The following is a 23,702-nucleotide window of genomic DNA, read 5'->3' as shown; positions in this document are numbered from 1 at the left end:
CTATCGTCGTTCTTGCCAGCGCGTGAGGCGGGCCTCAAGCAGCAGGAGGATGCGGTCCATGATCAGCCCCAGCAGACCGATCGCAATCAGGTCCACGAAGATGGTGGGGAGGTCGTAGTACAGCTGCGCCTGTTGCATGCGGAAGCCCAATCCACTGGGTGCGGCGATGAGCTCGGCGGCCACCACGGTGGCCCATGAAGCACCCAAACCCACGCGCATGCCGACGAGGATGAACGGGCTCGACGCCGGCACCACGACTCGTCGGAACACGACGAAGCTGGAAGCTCCCAGAACCCGGGCCGCGTTGATCAGCGTCTTTTCAACGGTCACGACCCCCTGGAACGTCGAGACCACGCAGGTAAGGAACGAGGCCAGAAAGATCACGAAAATCTTCGGTGTCTCGCCGATGCCCATCAGGACGATCGCCAACGGGATGATGGCCAGCGGCGGGACGGTGCGGAAGAACTGGACGTATGGCTCCAGGATGGACCGGAATAACGGGTACCAGCCCATCAGGAAGCCCACGGGGATGGCCAAGAGAACGCCCAGCAGGAAACCGCTCAGCACACGGGCCAGGCTGGCTGCGATATCCGAGATCAAAACCCCTGACTGACCCATTTCCACGGCCTTCGCCGCCACGGCGACGGGCCCGGGGATCACGACCAGACCGCTGGCCGAGACGAGCCACCAGACAGCGATGCCACCGATAACTGCTAGAACGCTGATGATCCGCAAGGTCTGCGTGGACATGGGCTGGCGGGCTTCTTTTCGCGGTGGCCGCGGTCCCGGGGTTCCCTGTGAAGGAATAGTGCTCCGCCCGCTGTCGGCGGGAGCTGTTTGCGATGTCATACAGGTCACACTATCCACTGACGCTACTTACGACAAGCACATTTACCTAAGTCATTTCTGTGCAACAAAAATTCTGGTCGATTCTTATGAAGTTCCGCTAGGCTCCAAGGTATGAATGCCCAGGGTGAACTCTCGACTACCGATAAACGGGTTGTCCAAACACTGCTTCAGGATGGCCCCACGAGTCGTTCTGGTTTGCAGCAGCAGCTGGGTTTTTCGCGTCCCACCATCTCTTCCGCGGTCACTCGTCTCATCGAGCGGGGCCTGTTGGAGGAGGCCGGTCTGGCTGCCTATGGGGCCGGACGCAACGGCAGGCCGCAGGTCCTGTTGCGCCCGCGCAGCACCATTGGAGCCGCGCTGGGAATCGAAGTGGGGCGGGCGCGCGTGGCCGTCACCGTCGCCGCTCTGGACGGAACAGTCCTCGCCCAGAAACTCACCACCTTCGAGGCCGGACCCAGTTTGGCTCACCGGCTAGGTATCGCCCTGCGTTCGGTCCGTGCCCTGATCAGCTCCGGGACCATCACCGCGGATTCGATCATCGGAACGGGTGTGGCGATCTCCGGAAGGCATCTGCCCGCCGCCGATGATCCGGACGCCACCGGCGCAGACCCCGCAGGTTTCCCCCTGGAACGGCTGCGTCGACTCATCCCCGCCCCGGTCCTCTGGGATAACAACACCCGGTTGGCAGCCCTCCGCCATCTGCGGGAGGCCCCTGCCGCGGCCACGACCGGCCTGCTCTACGTCGTCCTCTCGGACGGGATCAGCGCCGGACTGATCGACGGGACCGAGATCTTCCGCGGAGGGCACGGGGCCGCCGGGGAGCTGGGGCACCTGTGCATGGATCCGGCAGGGCCCCTGTGTTGGTGTGGCTCCCGAGGGTGCCTGGAGGCTCTGATCGGCATGGGGGCGATCCTGCGCCGCGCTACCGATCACGGGCTGGAGGTCACCGATCTGGCGGAGCTGTCCGCCCTGGCCGGCGACGGAGAGCAGCGCGCCGTCGAGCTGGTCTCTTGGGCCGGGACGCTGCTGGGTGTGGCATTGTCCAGCGCGACGATGCTCATCGACCCCCGCCGGATCATCCTCAGTGGCCAGCTGGCGCATTTGGGGGTTTCGCTCCACGAAGCTGCCCTCCAGGAACTAACCCGTCGACGCACCGCCGTCTCGCTCCCGGTCCCCGAACTCGTCCTCCACGAAGGCACTCAATACGAGGCCAGCCATGGGGCCGCCCTGCAGGCGCTGCAGCGGTGGGGCACCGATTTCATGGTCGCGATACAGTGACCGCATCCGATCCGAAGGAGAACTCCTTGTCCTGCTGCCATGGTCCGGCCCGCTCCGAGCCAGCCCACACCACCGAGGCTGCTGCTGCCGCCTCTGCCGCACCTGCCGCCGGGCCAGCAACGAAAGAGCATCGCCTGCTCGACACGGTCGAGTTGACCGGCGGAACCTTCAGCATGGGCGACGCCTTTGACGAGGGATACCCCCACGACGGGGAACTTCCGGTCCATGACGTGTCACTCTCGCCCTATTCCATCGATTCCACGACGGTCACCAACGCCGAATTCAACCGTTTCGTTCAGGCCACAGGATTCCGCACGGAGTCCGAGGAGTACGGCTACTCTGCGGTCTTCCATCTGCTGGTCGACGCCGACGACCGCGACATCCTCGGCCGCTCCAGTGATGTGCCCTGGTGGATCACCGTCCGCGGCTCCGACTGGGCCCATCCGCACGGGCCCCGTTCCTCCTGGCGGCAGGAACCGCAGTCGCCGGTGGTCCAGGTCTCGTGGAACGACGCCGTGGCCTACTGCCGGTGGGCCGGAAGGTCCCTGCCCACCGAAGCACAGTGGGAACATGCGGCACGCGGGGGCCTGGAATCTCGCCGCTACGCGTGGGGGGATGAGCTGTTGGCCACCGACGGCGGGCACCTGTGCAATATCTGGCAGGGAAGGTTCCCGGTGCAGAACACCCTCGACGACGGCTATCTCGGACCTGCTCCTACGGGCACGTTCGCCCCCAACGGGTTCGGCCTCTACGAGATGGCGGGGAACGTCTGGGAATGGTGCGCCGATTGGTTCGACCCCAACTACTACAGCAACTCCCCGCTGAAGGACCCTACCGGCCCAGCTGCCGGCCCCGGGCGGGTGATGCGGGGAGGCTCGTTCCTCTGCCACGATTCCTATTGCAATCGGTATCGGGTCTCAGCACGGTCGGCCAACACCCCGGATTCGGCCAGCAGCAATCTCGGCTTCCGGACCGTTGCACCGGTGGCGCAGCAGCCCCGCTAGACCAGCGGGTTGGCGGCCCGCCCCTCGGTATTGACCAGTACGACGACGGAGTCTTCCGTGACGCCCAGTTCCCGGCGTCGTGCGGTCACGGCCAGGGCGTTCCGGGTCCCTGCCAGTGCTGCGGCCCCACAGGGTCCAGCATCCTGAGCCAGCTCCTCGAGATCCTGAACCGCCCGGCGACATTGGCCTTCGGTGACCCCGACGGCGGCGTCCATTCCGGCGGAGAGCAGCGGCCAGCCCAGTGAGGAAACGCTCCCGCAGTTCAGCCCCGCCATCAGGGTGGGAACCGAGGTATCCACGGTGATGGGCGCCCCGGCCTGCAACGATCGGGTCAGGCAGGCCGCGGAGTCCGGTTCCACCCCGAGCAGGGCCGGCCCTGGGCCTGGGCGGCTTCGATAATGTTCCACGAGCGCCTGGGCCAAGGAACCCACCCCCACCGGGCAGGCCAGCAGATCCGGGCTGCCCCCCTGAACCTGAAGGGCGTCGTCGATCTCGCGGAACAGGGTGGTGTATCCGTCGACGATCCACTGTGGGACCTGGGTGTACCCCTCCCAGGCGGTGTCCTGGATCAGCACATCGCTCTCGCTGCCCTCGACCGAAGCGGCGGCCCTGGCCACGACGTCGTCGTACACTGCCTCCTCTTCCACGAGGCGGGCGCCTTCGCCCCTGATCCCCTCCAGCGCGGCGACTCCGAGTCCAGCGGGAACATGGATTCGGGCCTCCACCCCGAGCAGCCGGGCCATCCGGGCGATGGCCCGGCCATGATTGCCATCCGTTGCCGTGACGAGCACCGGCAGCTTTCCCGGCGCGCCCTCTTGGCGCAAGAGTCCGGCCAGCCGAGGCACGGTCATCCTCTCGGGGTCCTGGCCCAGACGCTGGCAGAGCGCCCGGCACACGGCCCAGGAGGCGCCAAGGATCTTGAAGGCCGGCAGCCCCAACCTGCTGGATTCGTCCTTGAGCAGGACGCGCCCCACCCGCAGTTCGGCGGCCAGGGACGGCAGCTCAACCAGCGGCGTGGGCGCATAGCCGGCCAAGCTGCGGTGGTAGTCCAACCCCGATCCCGGTGCTGTAGTCCGCCACCTCTTGGCGGCTGGACGGGAATACCAGGTGCTGGGTTCGCCCATGGTCATGCCTCCCTTGTGGAACGGGACACCGGTCCCGGCATCCCTGACGCGGTGTGGTGCTAGACGGCGGTGTTCTCCTCGATGACGGCGGCGATGGCGTCGATCTCAATACGCTTCTCGCCGCGGAACCGGGCGACCTGGACGGTCGTCCGTGGCGGGAGGGCATACCCTTCCAGACGGAACAGGTAGGCCTCGTTGAACTCGTCGAATTCATCGAAATCCGCCACGAAGACGGTCAGCTTCAGCAGGCTCGTCAGCGAGGCCCCAGCCTGGTCTAGGACACCTTCGAGGTGGTCGAAAACGGCGGCCACCTGATCGGTCATCGTGGCCGGGGTGCTGCCATCCGCGCGCGTCGGTACCTGCCCGCAGGCGTAGACGACACCCCCGAAGACCGCAGCCGCGGAATAGGGACGGACCTTCTCGTCCTGGTGCCAGTGGCGTTCGATCTCAGGCATTCGTGTCTCCTACCAGATAGTCCTCTGCGGAGGCCTTGATGGTCTTCCACAGTCGTCCGTCCACCGGCAATCCGATGGCCCACGCATTTTCACGGCGTTGGGCCAGCTCCTCCGGTGTGTGCAGTGCGAAGTTGTCATCGGGAACCTCGTCCAAGGTACGGATGAGGGTTCCGGTGTCGATGCTCCCGGCGGGATCGAAGGCATCGGAGGCCACGCGCGCCTGGCCCACGTAGCCGGCCGGGGTGGCGATACGGGTGCCGTGGAGGCTCGCCGTGCCACGGGTCAGCCGGGCCACCATCACCGTCTTGCCGGAGCGCAGGGCAGCGGCGAGCAGCGGGGCGTCCAGGAGGCCGGCCTCCAGATCCAGTTCGGGAGCGATGACCGCGTTGCCGGTCTCCGCCGTCGCCAATTCGATCAGCATGGTGCCATGGACCAAGGCCGCGCAATCACTGTCGCGGTCCACGGCGTAGAGCCAGCCGGCGTCGTGCTCCCTGCGCTCATAGGCCAAGGCGGGATTGCTCCAGTCGAGCTGCTTCAGGCAGTCCAGCAGCTCGGCGAAGCCGGTTCCATAGTGGACTTGGGCGAAGAGGACCTGGTGGGCTGCAGCATGCGCCACCGAGGTGCAGGCCCCGTGAGCCACGATCGCCCGGAAGGCGTACTCCCTGATTTCACGCACCGCAATACGTACGATGCGGTCTTCGGCGCCCTTGCCGTTCATCGGTCCCCTCGTTTCGGTGTGTTCCTGGATCTCTTCCACCATCATGACTCCGTTCCGGCGAAGACCTTGTCGAAGAGGTCCAGCCAGTTTTCGCCGAGCACCCCGCGGATGGCAGACTCGTCGAGTCCCACCTGCTGCAGCCCCTCGGTCAGTTGCGGGAAGTCCTCCGGTCCGGCGAACCAGTGCGGCCACGCCGGCCATTCGGGGGCTGGGTGCGTGGGCGGCTGCCAGCGTCCGTTGCGCAGGTATCCCACGTAGTCCTGGCCCCAGTTCCGGGTGCAATCGCTACCCAGGCCCACCCGGCCCGGCCCGTGTTCGTCGACCAGGCGGGCGACCATGGTGCAGAACTGCTCCAGGCTCGCCTTCTCCCCACCGAGCACGATCGGGTACAGGCAGGCGCCGATCATTCCGCCACGGTCGGTGACGGCGCGGATGACCTCATCGGGTTTGTTCCGCGGGTTGTCCACGAACCAGGTGGGGTTCGAATGCGTGATGGCGATCGGCATCGCCGAGGCCTCCACGGCATCCAGCGACGTGCGGTTCCCGACGTGGGAAAGGTCCACCAGCATCCCGACCCGGTTCATCTCGTCGATGACGTTGGCCCCGAAGCGGGTCAGCCCGGAGTCGGAGGGCTCGTAGCAGGAGCCGCCGACCAGGTTCTGGATGTTGTAGGTCAGCTGCGCGATGCGCACCCCCAGCTTGTGGAAGACCTCGACCATCCGGAAGTCATCGCCGAAGGAGCTGGTGTTCTGCAGCCCCATCAAGACCGCCACCCGCCCTTCGGTCTTCGCCCTGCGGATGTCCGCTGCGTCGTTGGCCAGGAAGGCCAGGTCGGAATTGCTGGCGGCCAGCTGGTACCAGTCGGCGATTTCCCGAAGGGTCTCCATCGGCCCGTGATAGACGGCGCAGGTGGCGTTGACGCCGCTGACGCCGCCGGCGAGCAGTTCCTGCAGGACCGGACGGTCCCAGTTGTTGATTTGCAGACCGTCGACCACGGTGGCTTGTTCGTGAAGGGTGCTCATGCCTGCACCTCGGCCGTCGGGCGCTGGGTGAAGAGCCAGTCATCGGTGATGCTGCCGTCCTTCAGATCCGCGATCCGCGGGCCTCCGGAGAGCAGTGTCACGCGCAGCCAGTCGGTGGACTGCGGGGTGTAGTTCTCCATCCCGTAGACCGAGAGCTGATAGCGCTGGACGTTCAGTGGCAGGAATTCGGCACCGCGCAGGTTGTCATGAACCTCGCCGTAGGGAAGTGGTCCGATGTTCTGGATGCGGGCGGTGAACTGGCGGTGCCACGGGTGGCTCAGCAGGAACTCGGCGATGCTGGTCTCGGCCTCGGCCGCCAGGAGGTCGCGGCGTAGGTCGGAAACCGCGCGGGCGATGTCGACACCATGCTGCACGTTCTCACCGGGATCCTGCCCGCGCCGTCCCCGACGGGGCTCCTCGTTGTCGGCCGAGGAGAACCAGAAGAAACGGTTCTGCTGCGGATCGGCGAAGTCGTGGTCTGCGACCCAGGCATACTCGGAGTCGATGAGCTGCGCCAGTTCCAGGCAGGTCATGCCCGGGGTCAGCGGCCGGGATTCATCGCAGCGCAGCCGGGCTTCGACGTCGTCGTCGAGGTCGGCCGTCAGTTCGGTGAGGATCGTGGCGACCAGGCCGCGCTCCTCCGGGCCGGTGGCCGCTGCGGCATCGTGCAGGGCCTGCCAGATCCGGTTCGTCTCGGTGCCGCGGAAGCTCCCGGTCGAGGACCAGTCGCGCAGGTCCGCCAGCAGCGGACGTACCCGGTCGGCGAGTTCAGGGCCGGGCAAATACGGTTGGGACACCCCCAGATCCTGCTCCGCGAGGTAGTCCATGGCCCGGTCGAAGAGCTCGAGCACCCGGGCGACCTCCGCATCGTCCGTTTCGGTGGTGCGGCCGGTGACGGCGGCCAATGGCAGTTCGCGCAGTTCGGCCCAGGCGTTGAGCACCTCCGGGTGGTTGATGGCGTAGGGCACCATCCCCAGCCCGGTCGCATTGCCCATGCCCAGGTAGTGGCGCCAGCTCCCGGTCAGGGTGGCCGCCTCGGGGTTGCGGTGGGCCGCGACCGCCTCGACCAGGTCGTAGCTGAATTCACGAAGCAACCATGCCGAGAGCATATGTGCCCGGTACGGGGCGGCGAAGGGGTGGTCGTCGGTCAGGTGCTCGTAGTCGGCCAGCCCGCATTTGCCGTTGCTGTAGAAGGCGGTGCTGCGGATGACATAGGGCGAGCCGCTGAATCTCGCGCTGTCGGGGTGTCTGCCGTTGGCGAGCCCGTCGGCGACGTATTCGAAGAAGCGTTCGCTGCGGTTGGCACGGGTCCAGATGATCGAGCCGGGCTCGGCACGCCCGCGCTCCTGCAACGGGACCTGGCCCTGCAGGCGGGCCAGCCGCTCCTCGTCGATGGTGCCTTCCACCAGGGCCGCGGTGATGTCCCAGGCCTTGGCGATCACCCGGTCGGTGTGCTCACCGGTGTTCTGCGAGAAGATGGCGAAACTGAAGACCCTGGATTCGGCCCGGACCCGGTACACCGCGGTTCCGCAGCCGGCCGGATCGATATCGAAGTGGGTGCGCTTGATCTTCCACCCCTTCGCCGTGGCCCGGCGGATCATGGTGCGAATGAAACTGTGCCGGGTCGCGCGGGCGCCGCCCATATCGTCAGGGTCCATGACCTCGCGTGCCGGGCGCAATGGCGACTCCGCAGGGAGCCGGGTTCCCGGTTCGCTGATCGATGCGGACATTTTATGCTCCTTCCGGTGCCAGACGCAGGTAGGCCGTCTTGGTGAGGGTGAAGAAATCGGCTGCGGCGTCGCTGTTCTGTTCGCGGGGACCGGGCTGCGAGGAATCCCGCAGGCCGCCGAACGGGGCGTGGACCTCGGAGCCGGTGGAGGGGCCGTTGACCTTGATCAGGCCGGCGACCAGGTCGTTGAGGCAGCGGCGGATGGAGCGCTCATCGCTGGTGAATACGGAGGCGGTCAGACCGAACTCGGTGTCGTTGGCCAATTCGATGGCTTCCTCCAACGAATCCGCACGCAGCAGGGTCGTCACCGGACCAAAGACCTCTTCGTGGCAGATGGTCAGTTCGCGGGTGCCACCCAGCAGGGTCGGGGCCACGAAATGTCCCTCGGCGTCGGGGATCGGGGCCCGCGCCAGGACCTGTGCGCCTTCGGTCTCGGCCTGCTTGACGGCCTCGTCGATATCGCGGCGGGCTCGGTCGTTGACGACGGGGCCGATCCCGGCGCCTTCCTCGGTGCCGGCGCCGACACTGAGGGCGTTGAAGCGAGTGATGAGTTCGTCCCGCAGTTGGTCGTGGACGGCTCCGACGGCGATGACGCGGCGGGTGGCAGTGCACTTCTGCCCGGTACTCCCGGTGGCCGCTGCGGTGATGAAATCGGCGGCGCTGGGAAGATCGGCGTCGGGCAGCACGATGGCGGCGTTATGTCCGCCGAGTTCCATCTGCAGCTTCGCGCCACGCAGGACAGTCTTTTCGCGGATGAGGTGCCCGACCTCCACGGAGCCGGTGAACGTGACCGCCTCGGCCCGCGGATCAGCCACGAGCTCCGAGCCCAAGGCTCCGGGGCCGAGCAGCAGGTTGAGGACCCCTGCCGGGACTCCTGCTTCTTCGAGGATTTCGGCAAACACCACGGCGGTCGCCGGGGTGTCGCTGGCGGTCTTCCAGACGATCGTGTTGCCCCAGAGTAGTGCCGGTGCGATCTTCCAAGCGGGAATCTGCAGCGGGAAGTTCCAGGGGGTGATCACCGCAACGCAGCCCAAGGGCCGGCGGATCGTCCGGACCACTTCGTCCGGGTTGGCCGAGGGGTAGACCGCCGCGTTGGAACGGCGTGCCGAACCGGCGTTGTAGTAGAGGGTTTCAATGGTGGCGCCGACTTCGCCCCGGGAGTCACCGAGGACCTTGCCCTGTTCGCGGGTCATGAGTTGTGCGACTTCTTCGGCCCGGCGGCCGAGGATTTCGGCGGCGCGGCGCAGGATGTTCCCGCGGGCGATGATACCCAGTCGATCCCAGCCGGCAGCGGCGGCGGTGGCCGCATTCAGGGCACGGTCGAGGTCGCCGGACGTGGCCGTGGCGTACTGCGCCACAGCTTCCTCCGGCAACGCCGGGTTGGAGCTGGTGGCGGCCGGGCCGCTTCCTTCCACCCACTGGCCGTTGATGAGTTGCTTCAGGCCAAGGGTCTGCTGTCCGGGGTTGTTCACGCTGGTGCTCCTTCGTGCTGCGGTGGTACTCGTCATATATCTGAGGCTACGGCCCTATTTGATCGGCGTGAAGTATCTATTGCTTATGTATTGATCATCAATAACACTTAGTTCACATGGAGATTCGTCAGTTGCGCTATTTCATCGCGGTAGCCGAGGAAATGCATTTCAACCGGGCGGCAGCACGCCTGCACATCGCCCAACCGGCGCTGAGCCAGCAGATTCAACGGCTGGAGCGTGAACTGAAAACCACGCTCTTCGCTCGCACCACACGTTCCGTTGAACTGACCGAGACGGGCAAGGTCCTGCTGGTCGCCGCCCGCAGGGTGATCATGGAGTCCGAGGACGCGCTGCGCAGCATCGAACAGGCGGTAGAGGGCCGCACCGGCACACTGCGGGTCGGCTTCGTCGGATCCGCGGCACTGAACCTCATCCCCCGGATCGTTCCCCCGTTGCGCCAGATGTATCCGGATCTCGAGCTCGAGCTACACGAGCTGACCACCGAACAGCAGCTCAGTTCACTGGAAGCGGGAAACCTCGACGTGGGCATCGTGCGCGACGTCGAGTCCCGCCCTGGCATCGCGGCCCGCGAGCTGACCCGGGAACCGCTGGTCGTCGCCCTTCCCGAAGACCACCCGCTGGCCGGCCAAACCACGTTGGCACTCACCGACCTTTCCGAGGCGGGGTTCGTGGTCTTCCCCCGCCAACAGGTCTCACGTCTCTACGACGTCATCTCAGCCCTCTGCCTGCAGGCCGGCTTCCGGATGCGCGTGGCCCAGGAAGCCGTCCAGTTCCCCACGATTCTGGGATTGGTGGCAGCCAAAACGGGCATCGCCGTCGTTCCGGAAGGAATGCGGGCCCTGCAGCTTCAGGGGCTCGGTTACGTACCGTTGGCCGATGAGGCGGCCACCTCGACCATTTCGTTGATCGTCACCACGGAACGCTCCGGGACGCCGCTGATCCGCCGATTCATTGAGGCGGCGACCGAATTCGCCAGCATGGAGCCCCCGACGCACTGAGCCGGCGTCCTACTTCTTGGGGGCTGCGGCCCTTCCCTCCGCTGGGGAGCCCTGGTCATCCTCCGGCGCCTGCGCAGCGTCGTGGTGCGGACGGGCACTCTTCGGGTGGATGATGCCCTGCTCAATGGCCATGCGTCGGGCGAAGATCGGCGCGGCAAACACCGACGGCAACATCAGGAAGCCCACGGGCACCGCGGTGATCACGATGAAGGACTGCAGACCGGAGATACCGCCGTCGCCGATGGCGATCAACACGGCGGCCGCGATGCCCATCATCACGGCCCAGGTGGCGCGCAACTTCGTCGACGGTTCCCCGGAGATCGTGCAGGACTGGGCGATGGCGAAGGACATCGAGTCGGTCGTGGTGGCCACGAAGGTCACCGTCAGCAGCAGGAACGCGCCACCGATGAGGCCGGACAGTGGAAGCTGGGCGGCAATCGACATCACCACGGCCGGCAAACCGTCCGATTCGTAGGCCCCACCCACGCTGCCGGGGTTCTGCTGCTCGAACATGATGCCGGTTCCGCCCAGGACGCTGAACCAGATGGTGGTCAGGACCGGCGGGATCACCGCGGTGCAGATGATCAGGTCGCGGATGGTCCGGCCGCGGGAAATCCGGGCCACGAAGATGGCCATCAGCGGCCCGTAGCCGAGGAACCACCCGAAGAAGAAGACCGTCCAGCCCGAGAGCCAGCTCGGATCACCCTGGTAAACGGTCATCCCCACGAAGTTGCTCGCGTAGGTGCCGAAACCGCCCAGGAACGCTTTGAAGACGTACCCGGCAGAACCCAGGAGGACGACGACGGCCATCAGAGCGATCGCCAGCCAGACGTTGACCCGGCTCAGCAGCTGGATGCCCTTATTCAAACCGGAGGAGACCGATATGGCGGCAATGCCGGTCAGCACGGCGATGACAATCAGCTGGGTTGCGTAGTTATTCGGAATGCCGGTCAGTTCCGCCAAACCGTAGGAAACCTGCAGCCCGAGGAACCCGATGGGCCCCACGGTGCCTGCGACGACGGCGATGATCGCCACGATGTCCGCCACGGTGCCGATCCAACTGTGGAGAACCTTCTTGCCCATGATCGGGTAGAGCAGCGTGCGCGGGCGAAGCGGCATGCCCTTGGAGTGGGCGTGCGTGATCACGATGGCACCGAGCGTGCCCAGAATGGCCCAGGCCAGGAAACCCCAGTCAACGAAGCTCTGCGCCAGGGCCGCATTGGCCTTCGCACCCTCCGAGTCCAGGTTGTCCCCGTAGTACGGCGGGGAGGAGATGTAGTGCGCGATCGGCTCGGCAGCTGCCCAGAACACGCCACCGCCGGCCAGCAGGGTGCACATGATCATCGCGATCCATTTGAACCTGCTGAACTCCGGCTTTTCGAACCCGAGCCGCACCTTGGCGTAGGGGGTGAAGGCCAACACGATCGCGACCACGAACGTGGCCAGCAGTAGATACTGCCAGTAGGCACCGAACCATGTGGCTGCCCCGCTGAAACCGGAGTTGATCAGGTTGGCGGTCGTGCCGGGGAAGATCATGCTGGAGGCAACGAAGACGGCAATGACCCCGATGCTGACGCCGGCCACGGTCCGGTCAAGGACCGAGGTGTGCTCGGTAGGGTGTGCCGTGGTGCTGGGAAGCTCGGACATCTGGTCTCTCTTACCTGGTGGTTCACCGTAAGCGTGGCAGCAACGACCCGCATACGTCCCGAAGTGATCTGGGCCACTTCGCTCTCTTTGAGCATAGAGTCACAGATTAGTTCGCGTCCAAGTCCCAACTGGACACCATTGATAGTGAATACCTATCAAAGCCCCGAGTCAGCGCCAACCACCCCGCGACGGCCTGAGTCAGATTCTGCCGTGACCGGCACACGAAACAGGGGCGGCTGCGTGGCAGCCGCCCCTGTTCGTACCCATGATGACTGGGCTGTTCGACCTAGCGCCGGGCCGAAACTCCCACTTCGTCGTCATCGGATACTGCGGGCTGAGCCGAGTCGGCGTCGCCAGCGGGCGTGGAGCCCTTCGGGTGGATGATGCCCTGCTCGATCGCCATGCGCCGCGCAAAGATCGGCGCAGCAAACACCGAAGGCAACATCAGGAAGCCCACGGGCACCGCGGTGATCACGATGAAGGACTGCAGCCCGGAGATGCCGCCGTCGCCGATGGCGATCAGCACGGCTGCCGCGATGCCCATCAGCACGGCCCAGGTCGCCCGCAGCTTGGTCGATGGCGCGCCCGAAACGGTGCAGGACTGGGCGATGGCGTAAGACATCGAGTCGGTTGTCGTGGCCACGAAGGTCACCGTCAGCAGCAGGAAGGCGCCGCCGACCAGACCGGAGAGCGGAAGCTGGCCGGCAATCGACATCACCACGGCCGGCAGGCCATCCGATTCGTAGGCGGCGCCGACGCTGTCAGGGTTCTTCTGCTCGAGCATGATGGCGGTTCCGCCCAGGACGCTGAACCAGACGGTGGTCAGGACCGGAGGGATCACCGCGGTGCAGATGATGAGGTCGCGGATGGTCCGGCCGCGGGAAATCCGGGCCACGAAGATGGCCATCAGCGGCCCGTAGCCGAGGAACCAGCCGAAGAAGAAGACCGTCCACCCCGAGAGCCACGTGGAATCACCCTGATAGACGGACATGCCCACGAAGTTGCTGATGTAGGTACCGAAGCTGCCCAGAAATGCCTTGAAAACGTAGGCAGCCGAGCCCAGGATGACGACGACGGCCATCAGGGCGATCGCCAGCCAGACGTTGGCGCGGCTGAGGATCTGGATGCCCTTATTCAGACCTGAGGAAACGGACAGTGCCGCGATACCGGTCAGCACGGCGATGACGATCAGTTGGGTCGCGTAGTTATTCGGGATGGCGGTCAGTTCGGCCAAACCGTAGGAAACCTGCAGGCCCAGGAACCCGACGGGGCCCACGGTGCCTGCGACGACGGCGATGATCGCGACGACGTCGGCCACGGTGCCGATCCAGCTATGCAGAACCTTCTTGCCCATGATCGGGTAGAGCAACGTGCGCGGGCGCAAGGGCATGCCCTTGGAGTGGGCATGGGTGAGCACGATGGCACCGAGCGTGCCCAGGATGGCCCAGGCCAGGAAGCCCCAGTCCACGAAGCTCTGCGCCAGGGCCGCATTGGCCTTGGCGCCCTCGGATTCGAGGCTGTCCCCGTAGTAGGGCGGGGAGGAGATGTAGTGCGCGATCGGCTCGGCAGCGGCCCAGAACACGCCGCCGCCGGCCAGCAGGGTGCACATGATCATGGAGACCCATTTGAACCTGCTGAACTCCGGCTTCTCGAATCCTAGGCGCGCCTTGGCGTACGGGGTGAAGGCCAGCACGATCGCCACGAAGAAGGTGATCAGCAGCAGGTACTGCCAGTAGGCGCCGAACCATTTGGCTGCCCCGCTGAAGCCCGAGTTGATGACGTTGGCGGTCCACTCGGGGAAACCGAGGCTCGCCGCGACGAAGATGACGACGATGCCGATGCTGATGCCGGCGACCTTGCGGTCAAGCCCCGCAGCCAGAGCGGAGGGAGGCGCATCAGCCTCGGGGGTGGTCAGATGGGTGGGCTCAGGCATGTGTGTCTCACTTAGCTGATTGGACGAAGCCGGGTGCGAAGCGACTACCGAATAATGTTCTTGGAGACCCGCGCCATGGTGCGCGTTCTGCACGCGGGCTGCGACACAGTTCTGCCACCCGGGTCAGGAAGGAAATTCCCGGGAATGCTCCCGGAAAATGGCGAACCTATACGTTAGCATTTTTTCGTCGGTTCGAACTAATCGGCCCCTCGTCACAGCCTCTCGCCCAACGACAAAACGCCCCCGACGACCCCCGAGTACAAGGGCCGCCGAAGGCGTTGTGGTGAGCCGGAGGAGACTAGCTCCAGATATCGTCTCCGCGCAGGGAGGCGTCGGCGCCGCCGTCGGCGTAGATCGTCTGACCGGTGACGTGCGTATTTTCCTCGCTCGTCAACCAGGCCAGCAGGCGGGCCAGCACGATCGATTCCGAGTGGTAATTCAACGGCATCGGCACGTGCTGATCCACCATGGCCCGGCCTTCGGGGGTGGAGAGCAGCTCAGTGGTCATCGGGGAGATGACGGTGCCCGGTGCGATCGCGTTCAGCGGGATGCCGGCGCCGGCGTACCGCTCGGTGATGCAGGCCCGACGCACCCAGCGGGAGAGGGCCCGCTTGCTGGAGGGGTAGTTCAGGTAGCCCTGCTCGGGGCCGGCCTCGGCCAGGGCGGTACCGATTTCCACGGCACGATCCTCATCCCCGGAGAGTAGTGCTTCGACGAGCTCGGGCGAGTTGGGCTGCAGCGAGGCCATGGAGCTGACGACGACGGCTCGGGGGGATTCGCTTTTGGCCAGGGTCGGTGCCAGCTGGTCGAGGAACTCGGTAACCCCGAAGTAGTTGACCTTCACGGTGAGCGGTTTGGGCATGGAGATCCCGGCGCAGGCGATGACGGCGTCGATGCGGCCTTCGGCCAGGTCTATGGCGCGTTCGACGCCCGAGGTGCGGCCTTCGGGGGTGCTGAGATCGGCATCGATCTCGGCGCCTCTCAGGTCCACGCCGATCACGGTTTCTCCGCGTTCGCGGAGCAATTGCGCGGTGGCGGCCCCGATGCCCGATCCTGCTCCGGTGATGACATAAGTGCGGCTCATGATATTTCTCCTGTGGTGGTTGGTTCGGTGGTTCCGAGCGTTCCTGCGAAGGATGTTGAGGCGACGGCAAAACGTTCGAGCAAGGTCACGAACGTCCGCCGGTCGGCTTCGCTCCATCCTTCAAGTAATTCGTCGACCATCCCGTCTCCGGCTTTCACGAAAGCCGCGGCGACGTGCTCTCCTGCGGGCGTCAGCTGCACTCGCTGAGCCCGGGCATCGTCGGGGTCGGTGGCCCTGACGACCAGCCCGGCCTCGGAGAGGCGCCGGATGATCTTGCTGATGTTGGAGGGTCCGGTCACCAGGTGGGCGGCGAGCGCCGAGGGGCGTTGGGGGCCCTTCTGGGCGATCACGGTGACCATGACGATCGCCGGCGGGTCCAGATGGACTCCTTCACGGGCGGCGACCCCTGTGAGGAATCCTGGCGCCGTCCATTCGCCCAGGATGCGGGTCAGGGCGGCAATCAGTGCCGGCCGGTAGTCCGTCTCGTTAGTCGTCATGGACGGTTCCACCATCGACGGGCAGCACGACGCCGGTCACGAAACTGGCTTCGTCGCTGAGGAGCCAGGCCACGGCGTTGGCGATCTCCTCGGGCTGGCCCAGGCGTTTCATCGGGATCTTGGAGCTGTGCTCCGCCTTGGCCTCCGCCGGCAAGGAGGCCAGCGAGGCCGTTTCGATGGCGCCGGGGGCGACGGCATTGACCCGGATGCCAGCTGGCGCATTTTCCATGGCGACGCTGCGGGTCAGGCTGACCACTCCGTGCTTGGAGGCGCCGTAGGGGGTCAGCATGGGCGTGGACTGCACTCCGGCGATCGAGGCGACGTTGACGATGGAGCCACTCCCCTGAGAGCGGAAGTGTCCGATCTGGGATTTCATCGCCAGGAAGGTACCGCGCAGAGTGACTGACATGACGCGGTCGAAGTCGGAGTTCTCGGTCTCTTCGATCCGGCGTGGCATGACGCCGATGCCTGCGTTGTTTACCGCGAGGTGAAGCCCGCCAAAGGTCTTCACGGCGACGTCGATCAGGCCTGCGACTTCCTCCGGATCGGCAACGTTGGCCCGCTGGTAGGCGGCCCGTCCTCCGGCTTCGACGATCTCGGCGACCACCGCTTCACCGGCCTCGTCGTTGATATCCGAAACGACGACCGCGGCGCCCTCGGCGGCCAGGCGGACCGCAATGGCCTTGCCAATTCCCGCACCGGCGGCCGTCACCAGTGCCACGCTGTCTTCGAAAAGCATGTTCATCCCCTACTTCCCGGTCGCTGCCTGTTTGCAGTGGCCTTTTTTATGTCCTAAAGACACAATATCATGATTGCTGTCTAGAGGACAGTAAGTGCGACCAGGGGTTTACCGCTTTTGGGCCGGCCGCGACTTGCATGGTGCTCTCCGTGGCCAGGAACACCCCGTCACACGTCGTCCAGAATCCCGCGCTTGACAGGCAGCGGCGATAGCATCGGCCCATGCCCGAGAGCCGATCCACCGCAGTCGAGGGGCGCTCGTTCAGGTTCCCGGCACTGTTGCTCACCGCGCTGGCGTTGTTGTCGATGGCAGGTCCGGTAGCCACCGACCTCTACTTACCGGCCTTCCCCGAGATGGCCCGCGAGTTCGGAGTCAGCGCCTCGGCCATCCAGCTGACCCTGACCGGCTTCCTGCTGGGCATGGGCGCCGGTCAGCTGCTCTTCGGCCCGCTCTCTGACAGGTTCGGGCGGGTCCGCCCCCTGCTGATCGGCTCCTCCGTTTTCGTCCTGTCCTCCGTCGCGGTGGCCTTGGCCCCCACCATTGAAACCCTCACGGCATTCAGGTTCCTGCAGGGGCTCAGTGCGGCAGCCGGCGTCGTCCTCTCCCGCGCAGTGATCTCCGACCGCGCCGTGGGCGGGCAGGCAGCCCGACTGTTTTCCATCATGATGACCATCAGCGGGGTGGCCCCGGCGGTGGCCCCCTCGGTGGGCAGCCTGATATTCACGACCTCAGGTTGGCGGGCCGTCCTCTGGGCGATCGCCGTGATGTCGGTGGTGATGCTGCTCGGCGCCCTGTGGCAGGTGCGCGAGACGCTGCCGGTGGCCCACCGGCGCACCGGACCGCTGTTCGGGGGCCTGGCCGAAGCCATGAGGCATCGCCGATTCGTGGGCTACATCGTCCTCTTCGGGGCGGCGTTCGGGATCCTCATGGGGTACATCTCGGCCTCCCCGTTCCTCTACCAGGGGGTCCTCGGTTTGAGCCCCGGAACGTTCGCCCTGCTCTTCGGCGCCAACGCCCTGGGCATGATGAGCACCGGGTTGGTCTCCGCCCGGCTCGCCACCCGGATCCCCCTGCGCAGCACCGTCACCGTCGCCGTCTCCACCTTGGTCACCGTCACCGTGGCCTTCACCCTCTGCGCGCTACTCGCCTCGCCCGGCTGGATACTCGCAGCACTGATTTTCGCCACCACCTGCAGCATCGGGTTCGTCATGGGCAACACCACCTCGCTGGCCTTGGCCGAGGTCAGGCAGATATCCGGCAGCGGTTCGGCCTGGCTCGGTGGCGCCCAATTCACCCTGGGGGCGATCGTCTCCCCGTTGGGCGGCCTCGGCGGTTCAACGAGCGCACTCCCCCTCGGGCTCGTCCTGCTCGGGTGTTCCCTGCTGGCCGCCGGTGCCCTCGTCGCCACGTCGGACCGTTTCCATACCGAGGCCACCCGATGAGCCCGCCGACCGCCGTCCGGCCCTCCCTGCCGTGGGTCATCGCCGGGATCGTCATGGTCGCGTTGAGCCTGCGCGCCCCGATCATTGCCCCCACGGCGGTGATCGCCGATATTCGGGAAGGCACCGGGCTCAGCGCCGCCGGGGCCGGGCTGCTGACCGGGTTGCCGGTGCTGCTCTTCGCGCTGGCCACCCCACTGGCTTCACGGGTGATCCGCCGCTTCGGCCCCGAAACCACCATCGTGCTGTGCCTGGCAGGCATCATGACCGGAACCCTCATCCGCTCCTCAGGTCCGGCCTGGGTGGTGCTCGGCGGTACGGCGATCATCGGTGCCGCCATGACGCTGGGCAATATCGCGGTCCCGGTGCTGATTCGCCGCGACGTGCCCTGGAATAAGGTCTCCTCGGCAACTGCCGCCTATTCGGCCGCGATGAATGTCGGTTCGATGGCGACCCTGCTCGGGACAGCCCCGTTGGCCGGGTTCGCCGGCTGGAGATGGGCGATCGCCGCCTGGTCGATCGTCACCGCCGCCGGACTCATCTATTGGGTCCTGCGGAGGCGCAACGCCCCGGGTACACCGGTCTCCCCCGCGACGGCCCGCAGGCTTGCTAGGACGACGGCGGCCGGCACCTCGGTGGCCCCGGCCCGCACCCCGGAACAGCGGGCCCACACCAAACGCATCGTGGCGCTGCTGGTCTTCGCGTTCTGTGGACAGTCGGCGGCCTACTACGCCACCACTGCCTGGCTCCCGTTGCTGCTCACCGAAACCCGGGGGCTGGCACCTGCCTCCTCGGGGGCCTCGGCCTCGCTGTTCCAGGTCGCCGCGATTCTCGGCGCCTTCGGGGTTCCGTTATTGGCAAACCGGACCCGGCTCTCGGTGGCCGCCATCGTCGTGGCAGTCTTCTGGATCATCCTGCCGGTGGGGCTGTTGGCAGCCCCGCAGGCCTTCGTTCTCTGGTCGATAATCGGCGGCATCGCCCAGGGCGGCGGGTTCACCGTGATCTTCTCCGTCATCCCGCGGATCTCGCATTCCGACGCCGAAGCCGCCTCGGTGTCGGCCCGCGTCCAAGGCGGAGGGTATCTCGCAGCGACGGCAGCCCCGCCGTTGGCCGGTTGGCTGAACACTCTCACCGGAGGCTGGACGGCCCCGCTGGTGTTGGTTCTGGTGGCCACACTGACCTATACGTTGGGTGCCGTGACGGCTGCACGACTCTCCGACCGGGACTAAGAAGCCGGCTACCTACTGTTGAAGGCCAAAGTGGCACCAAACCCGAGCAGGGCAACCCCCGCCACCCGGTCCGTCCACCGGATGAAACCCGGCTTCTGGAAGGTTCCGCGGGCCAGATGGGTCCCGTTGATCAGCAGCGAGAACCAGATCAGCGCCAACAGGTTATGCACCCCGGCCAGCGCAATGCCCATCAGCAGTGTCGAGGTTCCTGCGGGGATGAACTGCGGGATCATCGCAATGTAGAAAACCCCGACCTTGGGGTTGAGCAGGTTCGTGCCCGCACCCTTGGCCCAGGAGAACAGCAGCCCTCGGCTGGCCCGCGCGCCGGGTTGATCGGCAACGACCGTGGGTGGGGTGCGGCCCAGCGAACGCCAGAGCATGGTCGCGCCCAGCCAGGCCATATACAGGGCACCGACCAGTTTGAGGATCGTGAACGCCGTTTCGGAGGCGGCCAGCAAGGCCGATGCCCCGACGGCAGCGGCAATGCCCCAGAGCATGGCACCCGAGTTGACGCCCAACGCGGTCGCGTAGCCATGGCGGCGTCCTTGGCTGATCGAAGCGCGCAGCACCAGCACGGTGTCCAACCCCGGGATGATGGTCAACAGGGCGGCCACGACGGCGAAGGACAGCAGGGCCGATTCGATGCTCACGACTGCCATGCTAGGGCCACCGCAGCCAGGACCGCATCCGGCACGTCGCCGGGCGGGCCATCTGGAAGCAGACTACCTAGAAACCGCGCCCCGGCGTCGTGCTGTGGTCTTCGGAGAGATCATCGAACTCGGCGTCGATGGCGTTGGCGTTGGCGTTCCGATCTTTTTTGATCACCGCGAACACCACCCCCGCGACCATTGCTAGACCAAGAATGTTCATGACGATCGTAAAGACCATGGCCGACGCCCTCCCCAGTTGTTGATACGTTCTCGCAGGCGACAGAATTCATCCAAGAACCTGTCTTAAGCCCCAAGGTACAGTCTCGACCCGCCCGGCAGGGGAGGCAAGGCCGCCAGATGTCGAACCGTGACCAAGGCAACCCTGCAGGTACCGCCTTAGCGCAGAATCTGGACGGCAGCAGGCACAACGTCGATCAGTACCGCCCCGCTGCCGACCATTCCCTCGGTTTCGCCGTCTCCCCCGTAGAGAATCGCCGGCTCGGCCGAGAGTGTGATGGATCTGCCGCGGAAGGTGTGCACCGTGGGCAAGTCGACGTGGGTACCTCCGTAGACCTTCGGCAAGGCCCGGATCATGTCCAGCCGGCCGAAGGCCTCAATCACCACGATGTCCAAGTGCCCATCGTCGATGCTGGCTTCCGGGGCAATGCGCATGCCCGAGCCGTAGTAGGCCGAATTGGCGACGGTCACGCAGGCCGCCTTGAAAGTGCGTTCGGTTCCGTCGATGACGACGGTCAATCGTGTGGGACGGAAGGTGGCCAGGGCATATAAACCATTCATCGGGTACTGCCAGGAACGCGGCAGCCAGTGTCCGCGGGCGACGCGATCGGCGACCACCGCGTCGATGCCCGCATAGATCGAACCGGCCACCACCCGCGATGTGCCATCGGGCGCGGTGGTGCTGATGAGATCGGTTTCCGCGGGTTCCTCGTCGAGCAGGATGGTTGCCACGGCGTGAGGATCCGTGGGCAATCCCAGCATCCTGGCGAAGTCGTTGCCCCGTCCGGCGGGGATGACCCCCAGGATCCCGCCGAGCCGGGCCACTTCTCCGGCGAGCGCCGAGACGGTCCCGTCACCTCCGACAGCGACCACCACATCGCCGCGGATGACGGCCTGGGCAAGGGCTCTTTTGCCCTCCGCCGGCCCCGAGGGGGCCACGGTTTCGACCCGGGCCCCGGACTCGCGTAGGATCCGCTCCACGCGGGCGGCCGCGGCCAGAGGGTCGCCGCTGCCGGCAGCCCGGTTGACCAGGAGGGTAAAGGATCGATTCACGCGGACCAGACTACGGTGCCGCGGGCGGCCCGCCGCTTTTCGCGTGCCGCGGTTGCTGTCGCCTCAGTCGGCGGTTCCGGGGAGTGCTGGTGCTTGCGAGCGGTAGACGTGTCCTGTCGGCGTTGTGGTTTCCACCGTGTGCCGGGCTCCGGCGACCTTGCGGGAGTGCCAGTTCAGCGCTTCCTTCGTGTGGTTGCAGCGGACACAGGTTCCCTGCCCGTTTTCCGCGACGGTCGCCCCGCCTCCGGCCCAGGCCAGGATGTGATCCATATGCCGGATGGGAGCATCGCACCACGGGCGGGTGCAGGTCTGGTCCCGTACTTCGATGAAGCGCCGCAAGCCGCGCGGGAACAGTCTGGCCCGCGAATCCAGGCCCACGAGTTCCCCCGTGGCAGGCGCCGTATAGAGCCGTCGGATCCAGGCCAGGGAGTCGGGCCCGGGCGGCGCGTTGGACTCTTGCCCGTCGGTGGGTTCCTGGGGTGTCGCTGTCGACAGACGGGCAGCCCGAGTCGCTTCGCGGATCATGTCCCGGGCGACCTGCGCCGGAACGACCCCATAGCCCTGCAGGTGTGCCGGTTCCGTATCGCCCTGGAACAGCGTCCGGTCCGTCATCACCAGCTGGATCTCCACGCGCATACCCTCGGCCCGCTGCTGCCCGGTGACCCGTTCCACCAACGTGTCGGCCATGATCTGGCCGCGGCTGCGCGCATCCCCGGTTGCCGTCGCGAGATCCGCGGCCCGGGTCAGTGCCTTCAGCACCGCGACCCCCTGGCCCACGGGCAGGGACCCGGTCAGGATGGCCATGGTGTCCGGGGCCGGACGTAGGCTCACATGCCGGTCCCCCACGGCCCGGCGGGCGCGTTCGACCGCTGCTTTCGGGCTGGCCTGCTCGGCCAGATGCCGTGCCATGGCCTTCAGCTTCCGATTGCCGACCCCCTCGATGGTGCGTGGATCGGCCATCAAGGCCGCATCGACCTTTTTCCGGTCCTCCAACTCCAGGCAGGCGGTCTCACCCACCAGCAACGTGGCGCGCCATTCGCTGATCTCCCCGGCGCGGAACGCCTCATGGGTATGGGGCATTTCATCCACCATGGCCCGGGCGAAGCCCAGGAGCCGGGAGCCCTCATGCGGGGACTCACGCCGGGCCAATGCCACCTGCGCGCCGACCCCCTGTCCACGCTTTTCGGGGTCGACACCGGCGGCCGCTTCGCGTCTGACCGCCCGCTCACGCAGGGCCACGGCCGCCCGCGCCTGATAGGCGCCGGCAGCCGACTTCACCGCTTCCAACCCGGAAAGCAGATCCACCAGACCCGCTTCGCCCAACCGGGTTCCCCCGAGCGCCAGGGCCGCCCTGACCGCCTCGATCCGGGCGAGCGCGGGCTCCACAACCGCCGCGGCGTCGGGCACCCCCGGGAAACCCGGGGCTCCGCCGGCATCTTCTCCTACATCATATTCGAACATGTATTCGAGTTTAGTTTTCTTCCTCCGACCCCATCCCGACAGGATCCCCCCTGTGCACAGCCATCACCGGCACGGATCCTGTGGAGGGGACGAGCAGGGCTCCTGTACTTCACCGGGAGCTTATGCGTACGTTGGCTGGAAGGGGATGCCACCCCACCCATCCGACCAGGAAGAGGATGATTTCCATGCCACAGATCACCGGAGCCGACGGAAACACGCTGAACTACCAGGACACGGCGGGCGAAGGCCGTCCGGTCGTCCTGATCCACGGCTGGCCGCTCGATGGCACCTCCTGGGCCAACCAGGTGGGCCCGCTGGCCGAGAAGGGCCATCGCGTCATCACCTACGACCGTCGCGGTTTCGGCGCCTCCGAGCCGGCCGCACGCTACGACTACGACGCGCTGGCGGCCGACGTCGCGGCACTACTGGAGGGGCTTGACCTCAAGGACGTCACCCTCGTCGGGTTCTCCATGGGTGGCGGCGAGGTCGCCCGCTACGTCTCGGCCCACGGCGAGCAACGCCTCCACTCGATCATCTTCGCCGCGGGGGTGCCGCCCTTCCTGCTCAAGACCGACGGGAACCCGGACGGTCCGCTGGAGGAGGCGCAAGCCAACGAGATGAAGTCCCAACTGACAGCGGACCGCAACGCCTTCTTCGAGGGGTTCACCCCCGGCTTCTACTCGGCCGGGGACCAGTTGTGCGTCAGCGAGGACCAGCTGAAGGAAACCATCGCCGTGTCCTGCCGGTCCAACGAGGCGGCCGCAGTGGCCTGCATGGATGCCTTCGGCACCACCGACTTCCGCGAGGACCTGCCCAGCATCACGGTGCCTACACTCGTGATCCACGGCGATAGCGACGGCGTCGTACCCTTCGAAGGCTCTGGCCAGCGCACCCACGAAGCCATCGGCCACAGCGAGCTCGTCGTCATCGAGGGAGCACCCCACGGACTCATCGTGTCCCACGCCGGGGAATTCAACTCCGCGCTGCTGGACTTCCTCGATCGCTAGCTGTATTGACCACGGACGTTGGTAACGCTCCGGGGTAGTTGAAATAGGGAAGACCT

22 protein-coding genes are annotated in these 23,702 nt (G+C 66.2%); 6 read left to right on the top strand and 16 right to left on the bottom strand.

Annotated elements, in window-relative coordinates; genetic code table 11:
* Entirely contained in the window at positions 1 to 750 is a 750-nt protein-coding gene (locus FM101_RS01295; protein WP_086994319.1) for an ABC transporter permease, read from the bottom strand.
* A gap of 210 nt (positions 751 to 960) precedes the next feature.
* Here FM101_RS01295 and FM101_RS01290 point away from each other — a divergent pair, with 210 nt between their 5' ends.
* Both FM101_RS01290 and FM101_RS01285 read left to right on the top strand, forming a co-directional pair.
* Positions 961 to 2,127, top strand: a complete 1,167-nt coding sequence (locus tag FM101_RS01290; protein WP_086994316.1) for an ROK family transcriptional regulator — start codon at positions 961 to 963, stop codon at positions 2,125 to 2,127.
* A complete protein-coding gene (locus FM101_RS01285) occupies positions 2,124 to 3,131 on the top strand; it encodes a formylglycine-generating enzyme family protein (protein WP_428844130.1) in 1,008 nt (335 codons plus the stop codon). Before FM101_RS01290 ends, FM101_RS01285 begins: the two co-directional genes overlap by 4 nt.
* Here the strand turns inward: FM101_RS01285 and FM101_RS01280 are convergent.
* The 6 genes from FM101_RS01280 to FM101_RS01255 are packed head-to-tail and all read right to left on the bottom strand — an operon-like array spanning position 3,128 to position 9,687.
* Positions 3,128 to 4,255, bottom strand: a complete 1,128-nt coding sequence (locus FM101_RS01280; RefSeq protein ID WP_241895508.1) for a diaminopropionate ammonia-lyase — start codon at positions 4,253 to 4,255, stop codon at positions 3,128 to 3,130. The two genes, FM101_RS01285 and FM101_RS01280, sit on opposite strands and share 4 nt — an antisense overlap.
* Positions 4,256 to 4,314: 59 nt before the next feature.
* The gene (locus tag FM101_RS01275; RefSeq protein ID WP_086994310.1) at positions 4,315 to 4,710 is read right to left on the bottom strand and encodes a RidA family protein; all 396 of its coding nucleotides are present in this window, start codon (positions 4,708 to 4,710) and stop codon (positions 4,315 to 4,317) included.
* Complete coding sequence (locus FM101_RS01270; RefSeq protein WP_143269156.1) at positions 4,703 to 5,473, bottom strand: hypothetical protein; 771 nt, start codon at positions 5,471 to 5,473, stop codon at positions 4,703 to 4,705. Before FM101_RS01270 ends, FM101_RS01275 begins: the two co-directional genes overlap by 8 nt.
* Complete coding sequence (locus FM101_RS01265; protein ID WP_086994304.1) at positions 5,470 to 6,450, bottom strand: membrane dipeptidase; 981 nt, start codon at positions 6,448 to 6,450, stop codon at positions 5,470 to 5,472. The genes FM101_RS01270 and FM101_RS01265 overlap by 4 nt, the downstream gene beginning before the upstream one ends.
* Positions 6,447 to 8,180: a hypothetical protein gene (locus tag FM101_RS01260; protein ID WP_198962465.1), complete on the bottom strand. Its 1,734-nt coding sequence runs from the start codon at positions 8,178 to 8,180 to the stop codon at positions 6,447 to 6,449. The genes FM101_RS01265 and FM101_RS01260 overlap by 4 nt, the downstream gene beginning before the upstream one ends.
* A 1-nt stretch (position 8,181) precedes the next feature.
* On the bottom strand, positions 8,182 to 9,687 hold the full coding sequence (locus FM101_RS01255; protein ID WP_086994300.1) for an aldehyde dehydrogenase family protein: 1,506 nt from the start codon (positions 9,685 to 9,687) through the stop codon (positions 8,182 to 8,184).
* 80 nt (positions 9,688 to 9,767) lie between these two features.
* Between FM101_RS01255 and FM101_RS01250 the strand changes: the two genes are divergently transcribed.
* On the top strand, positions 9,768 to 10,670 hold the full coding sequence (locus tag FM101_RS01250) for a LysR family transcriptional regulator (RefSeq protein WP_086994298.1): 903 nt from the start codon (positions 9,768 to 9,770) through the stop codon (positions 10,668 to 10,670).
* A 9-nt stretch (positions 10,671 to 10,679) separates the two neighbouring features.
* Here the strand turns inward: FM101_RS01250 and FM101_RS01245 are convergent, their stop codons facing one another.
* The 5 genes from FM101_RS01245 to FM101_RS01225 all read right to left on the bottom strand — a co-directional run bounded on the left by FM101_RS01245 (position 10,680) and on the right by FM101_RS01225 (position 16,570).
* Positions 10,680 to 12,317, bottom strand: coding sequence for a BCCT family transporter (locus tag FM101_RS01245; RefSeq protein ID WP_086994295.1), 1,638 nt, complete (start codon positions 12,315 to 12,317; stop codon positions 10,680 to 10,682).
* 286 nt (positions 12,318 to 12,603) lie between these two features.
* A complete protein-coding gene (locus FM101_RS01240; protein ID WP_086994292.1) occupies positions 12,604 to 14,250 on the bottom strand; it encodes a BCCT family transporter in 1,647 nt (548 codons plus the stop codon).
* A gap of 298 nt (positions 14,251 to 14,548) precedes the next feature.
* Positions 14,549 to 15,334, bottom strand: a complete 786-nt coding sequence (locus tag FM101_RS01235) for an SDR family oxidoreductase (RefSeq protein ID WP_086994288.1) — start codon at positions 15,332 to 15,334, stop codon at positions 14,549 to 14,551.
* Positions 15,331 to 15,831, bottom strand: coding sequence for a MarR family winged helix-turn-helix transcriptional regulator (locus tag FM101_RS01230; RefSeq protein WP_158225986.1), 501 nt, complete (start codon positions 15,829 to 15,831; stop codon positions 15,331 to 15,333). Before FM101_RS01230 ends, FM101_RS01235 begins: the two co-directional genes overlap by 4 nt.
* Positions 15,821 to 16,570, bottom strand: a complete 750-nt coding sequence (locus tag FM101_RS01225; RefSeq protein WP_198962466.1) for an SDR family NAD(P)-dependent oxidoreductase — start codon at positions 16,568 to 16,570, stop codon at positions 15,821 to 15,823. Before FM101_RS01225 ends, FM101_RS01230 begins: the two co-directional genes overlap by 11 nt.
* Positions 16,571 to 16,791: 221 nt before the next feature.
* Here FM101_RS01225 and FM101_RS01220 point away from each other — a divergent pair, with 221 nt between their 5' ends.
* Both FM101_RS01220 and FM101_RS01215 read left to right on the top strand, forming a co-directional pair.
* On the top strand, positions 16,792 to 18,012 hold the full coding sequence (locus FM101_RS01220; protein WP_086994281.1) for a multidrug effflux MFS transporter: 1,221 nt from the start codon (positions 16,792 to 16,794) through the stop codon (positions 18,010 to 18,012).
* Entirely contained in the window at positions 18,009 to 19,238 is a 1,230-nt protein-coding gene (locus FM101_RS01215) for a CynX/NimT family MFS transporter (protein ID WP_086994278.1), read from the top strand. Before FM101_RS01220 ends, FM101_RS01215 begins: the two co-directional genes overlap by 4 nt.
* Positions 19,239 to 19,246: 8 nt before the next feature.
* Here FM101_RS01215 and FM101_RS01210 read toward each other — a convergent pair whose 3' ends face one another.
* The 4 genes from FM101_RS01210 to FM101_RS01200 form a co-directional block, all read right to left on the bottom strand.
* Positions 19,247 to 19,897, bottom strand: a complete 651-nt coding sequence (locus FM101_RS01210) for a LysE family translocator (protein ID WP_241895509.1) — start codon at positions 19,895 to 19,897, stop codon at positions 19,247 to 19,249.
* A 67-nt stretch (positions 19,898 to 19,964) separates the two neighbouring features.
* Positions 19,965 to 20,126 (bottom strand): hypothetical protein, encoded by a 162-nt coding sequence (locus FM101_RS15660; protein ID WP_158225987.1) that lies wholly within the window; start codon positions 20,124 to 20,126, stop codon positions 19,965 to 19,967.
* Positions 20,127 to 20,284: 158 nt separating this feature from the next.
* Positions 20,285 to 21,178: a diacylglycerol/lipid kinase family protein gene (locus FM101_RS01205; RefSeq protein WP_198962467.1), complete on the bottom strand. Its 894-nt coding sequence runs from the start codon at positions 21,176 to 21,178 to the stop codon at positions 20,285 to 20,287.
* A 63-nt stretch (positions 21,179 to 21,241) separates the two neighbouring features.
* Entirely contained in the window at positions 21,242 to 22,639 is a 1,398-nt protein-coding gene (locus FM101_RS01200) for an HNH endonuclease (RefSeq protein ID WP_086994273.1), read from the bottom strand.
* A gap of 185 nt (positions 22,640 to 22,824) precedes the next feature.
* Here FM101_RS01200 and FM101_RS01195 point away from each other — a divergent pair, with 185 nt between their 5' ends.
* Positions 22,825 to 23,646, top strand: a complete 822-nt coding sequence (locus FM101_RS01195; RefSeq protein WP_086994457.1) for an alpha/beta fold hydrolase — start codon at positions 22,825 to 22,827, stop codon at positions 23,644 to 23,646.
* The last annotated feature ends 56 nt before the right edge of the window (positions 23,647 to 23,702 follow it).

The sequence above is a fragment of the Arthrobacter rhombi genome (assembly GCF_900163545.1).
In the GTDB taxonomy this organism is placed as follows: Bacteria; Actinomycetota; Actinomycetes; order Actinomycetales; family Micrococcaceae; genus Arthrobacter_H; species Arthrobacter_H rhombi_A.
Note: the sequence above shows the minus strand (reverse complement) of the source record. Positions and strands in the feature narration are given on the sequence as shown.

Coding starts and splice junctions, on each gene's coding strand:
- FM101_RS01295 (WP_086994319.1), bottom strand. CDS start 750: ATGTCCACGCAGACCTTGCGGATCATCAGCGTTCTAGCAGTTATCGGT.
- FM101_RS01290 (WP_086994316.1), top strand. CDS start 961: ATGAATGCCCAGGGTGAACTCTCGACTACCGATAAACGGGTTGTCCAA.
- FM101_RS01280 (WP_241895508.1), bottom strand. CDS start 4,255: ATGGGCGAACCCAGCACCTGGTATTCCCGTCCAGCCGCCAAGAGGTGG.
- FM101_RS01275 (WP_086994310.1), bottom strand. CDS start 4,710: ATGCCTGAGATCGAACGCCACTGGCACCAGGACGAGAAGGTCCGTCCC.
- FM101_RS01270 (WP_143269156.1), bottom strand. CDS start 5,473: ATGATGGTGGAAGAGATCCAGGAACACACCGAAACGAGGGGACCGATG.
- FM101_RS01265 (WP_086994304.1), bottom strand. CDS start 6,450: ATGAGCACCCTTCACGAACAAGCCACCGTGGTCGACGGTCTGCAAATC.
- FM101_RS01260 (WP_198962465.1), bottom strand. CDS start 8,180: ATGTCCGCATCGATCAGCGAACCGGGAACCCGGCTCCCTGCGGAGTCG.
- FM101_RS01255 (WP_086994300.1), bottom strand. CDS start 9,687: ATGACGAGTACCACCGCAGCACGAAGGAGCACCAGCGTGAACAACCCC.
- FM101_RS01250 (WP_086994298.1), top strand. CDS start 9,768: ATGGAGATTCGTCAGTTGCGCTATTTCATCGCGGTAGCCGAGGAAATG.
- FM101_RS01245 (WP_086994295.1), bottom strand. CDS start 12,317: ATGTCCGAGCTTCCCAGCACCACGGCACACCCTACCGAGCACACCTCG.
- FM101_RS01240 (WP_086994292.1), bottom strand. CDS start 14,250: ATGCCTGAGCCCACCCATCTGACCACCCCCGAGGCTGATGCGCCTCCC.
- FM101_RS01235 (WP_086994288.1), bottom strand. CDS start 15,334: ATGAGCCGCACTTATGTCATCACCGGAGCAGGATCGGGCATCGGGGCC.
- FM101_RS01230 (WP_158225986.1), bottom strand. CDS start 15,831: ATGACGACTAACGAGACGGACTACCGGCCGGCACTGATTGCCGCCCTG.
- FM101_RS01225 (WP_198962466.1), bottom strand. CDS start 16,570: ATGCTTTTCGAAGACAGCGTGGCACTGGTGACGGCCGCCGGTGCGGGA.
- FM101_RS01220 (WP_086994281.1), top strand. CDS start 16,792: ATGCCCGAGAGCCGATCCACCGCAGTCGAGGGGCGCTCGTTCAGGTTC.
- FM101_RS01215 (WP_086994278.1), top strand. CDS start 18,009: ATGAGCCCGCCGACCGCCGTCCGGCCCTCCCTGCCGTGGGTCATCGCC.
- FM101_RS01210 (WP_241895509.1), bottom strand. CDS start 19,897: ATGGCAGTCGTGAGCATCGAATCGGCCCTGCTGTCCTTCGCCGTCGTG.
- FM101_RS15660 (WP_158225987.1), bottom strand. CDS start 20,126: ATGGTCTTTACGATCGTCATGAACATTCTTGGTCTAGCAATGGTCGCG.
- FM101_RS01200 (WP_086994273.1), bottom strand. CDS start 22,639: ATGTTCGAATATGATGTAGGAGAAGATGCCGGCGGAGCCCCGGGTTTC.
- FM101_RS01195 (WP_086994457.1), top strand. CDS start 22,825: ATGCCACAGATCACCGGAGCCGACGGAAACACGCTGAACTACCAGGAC.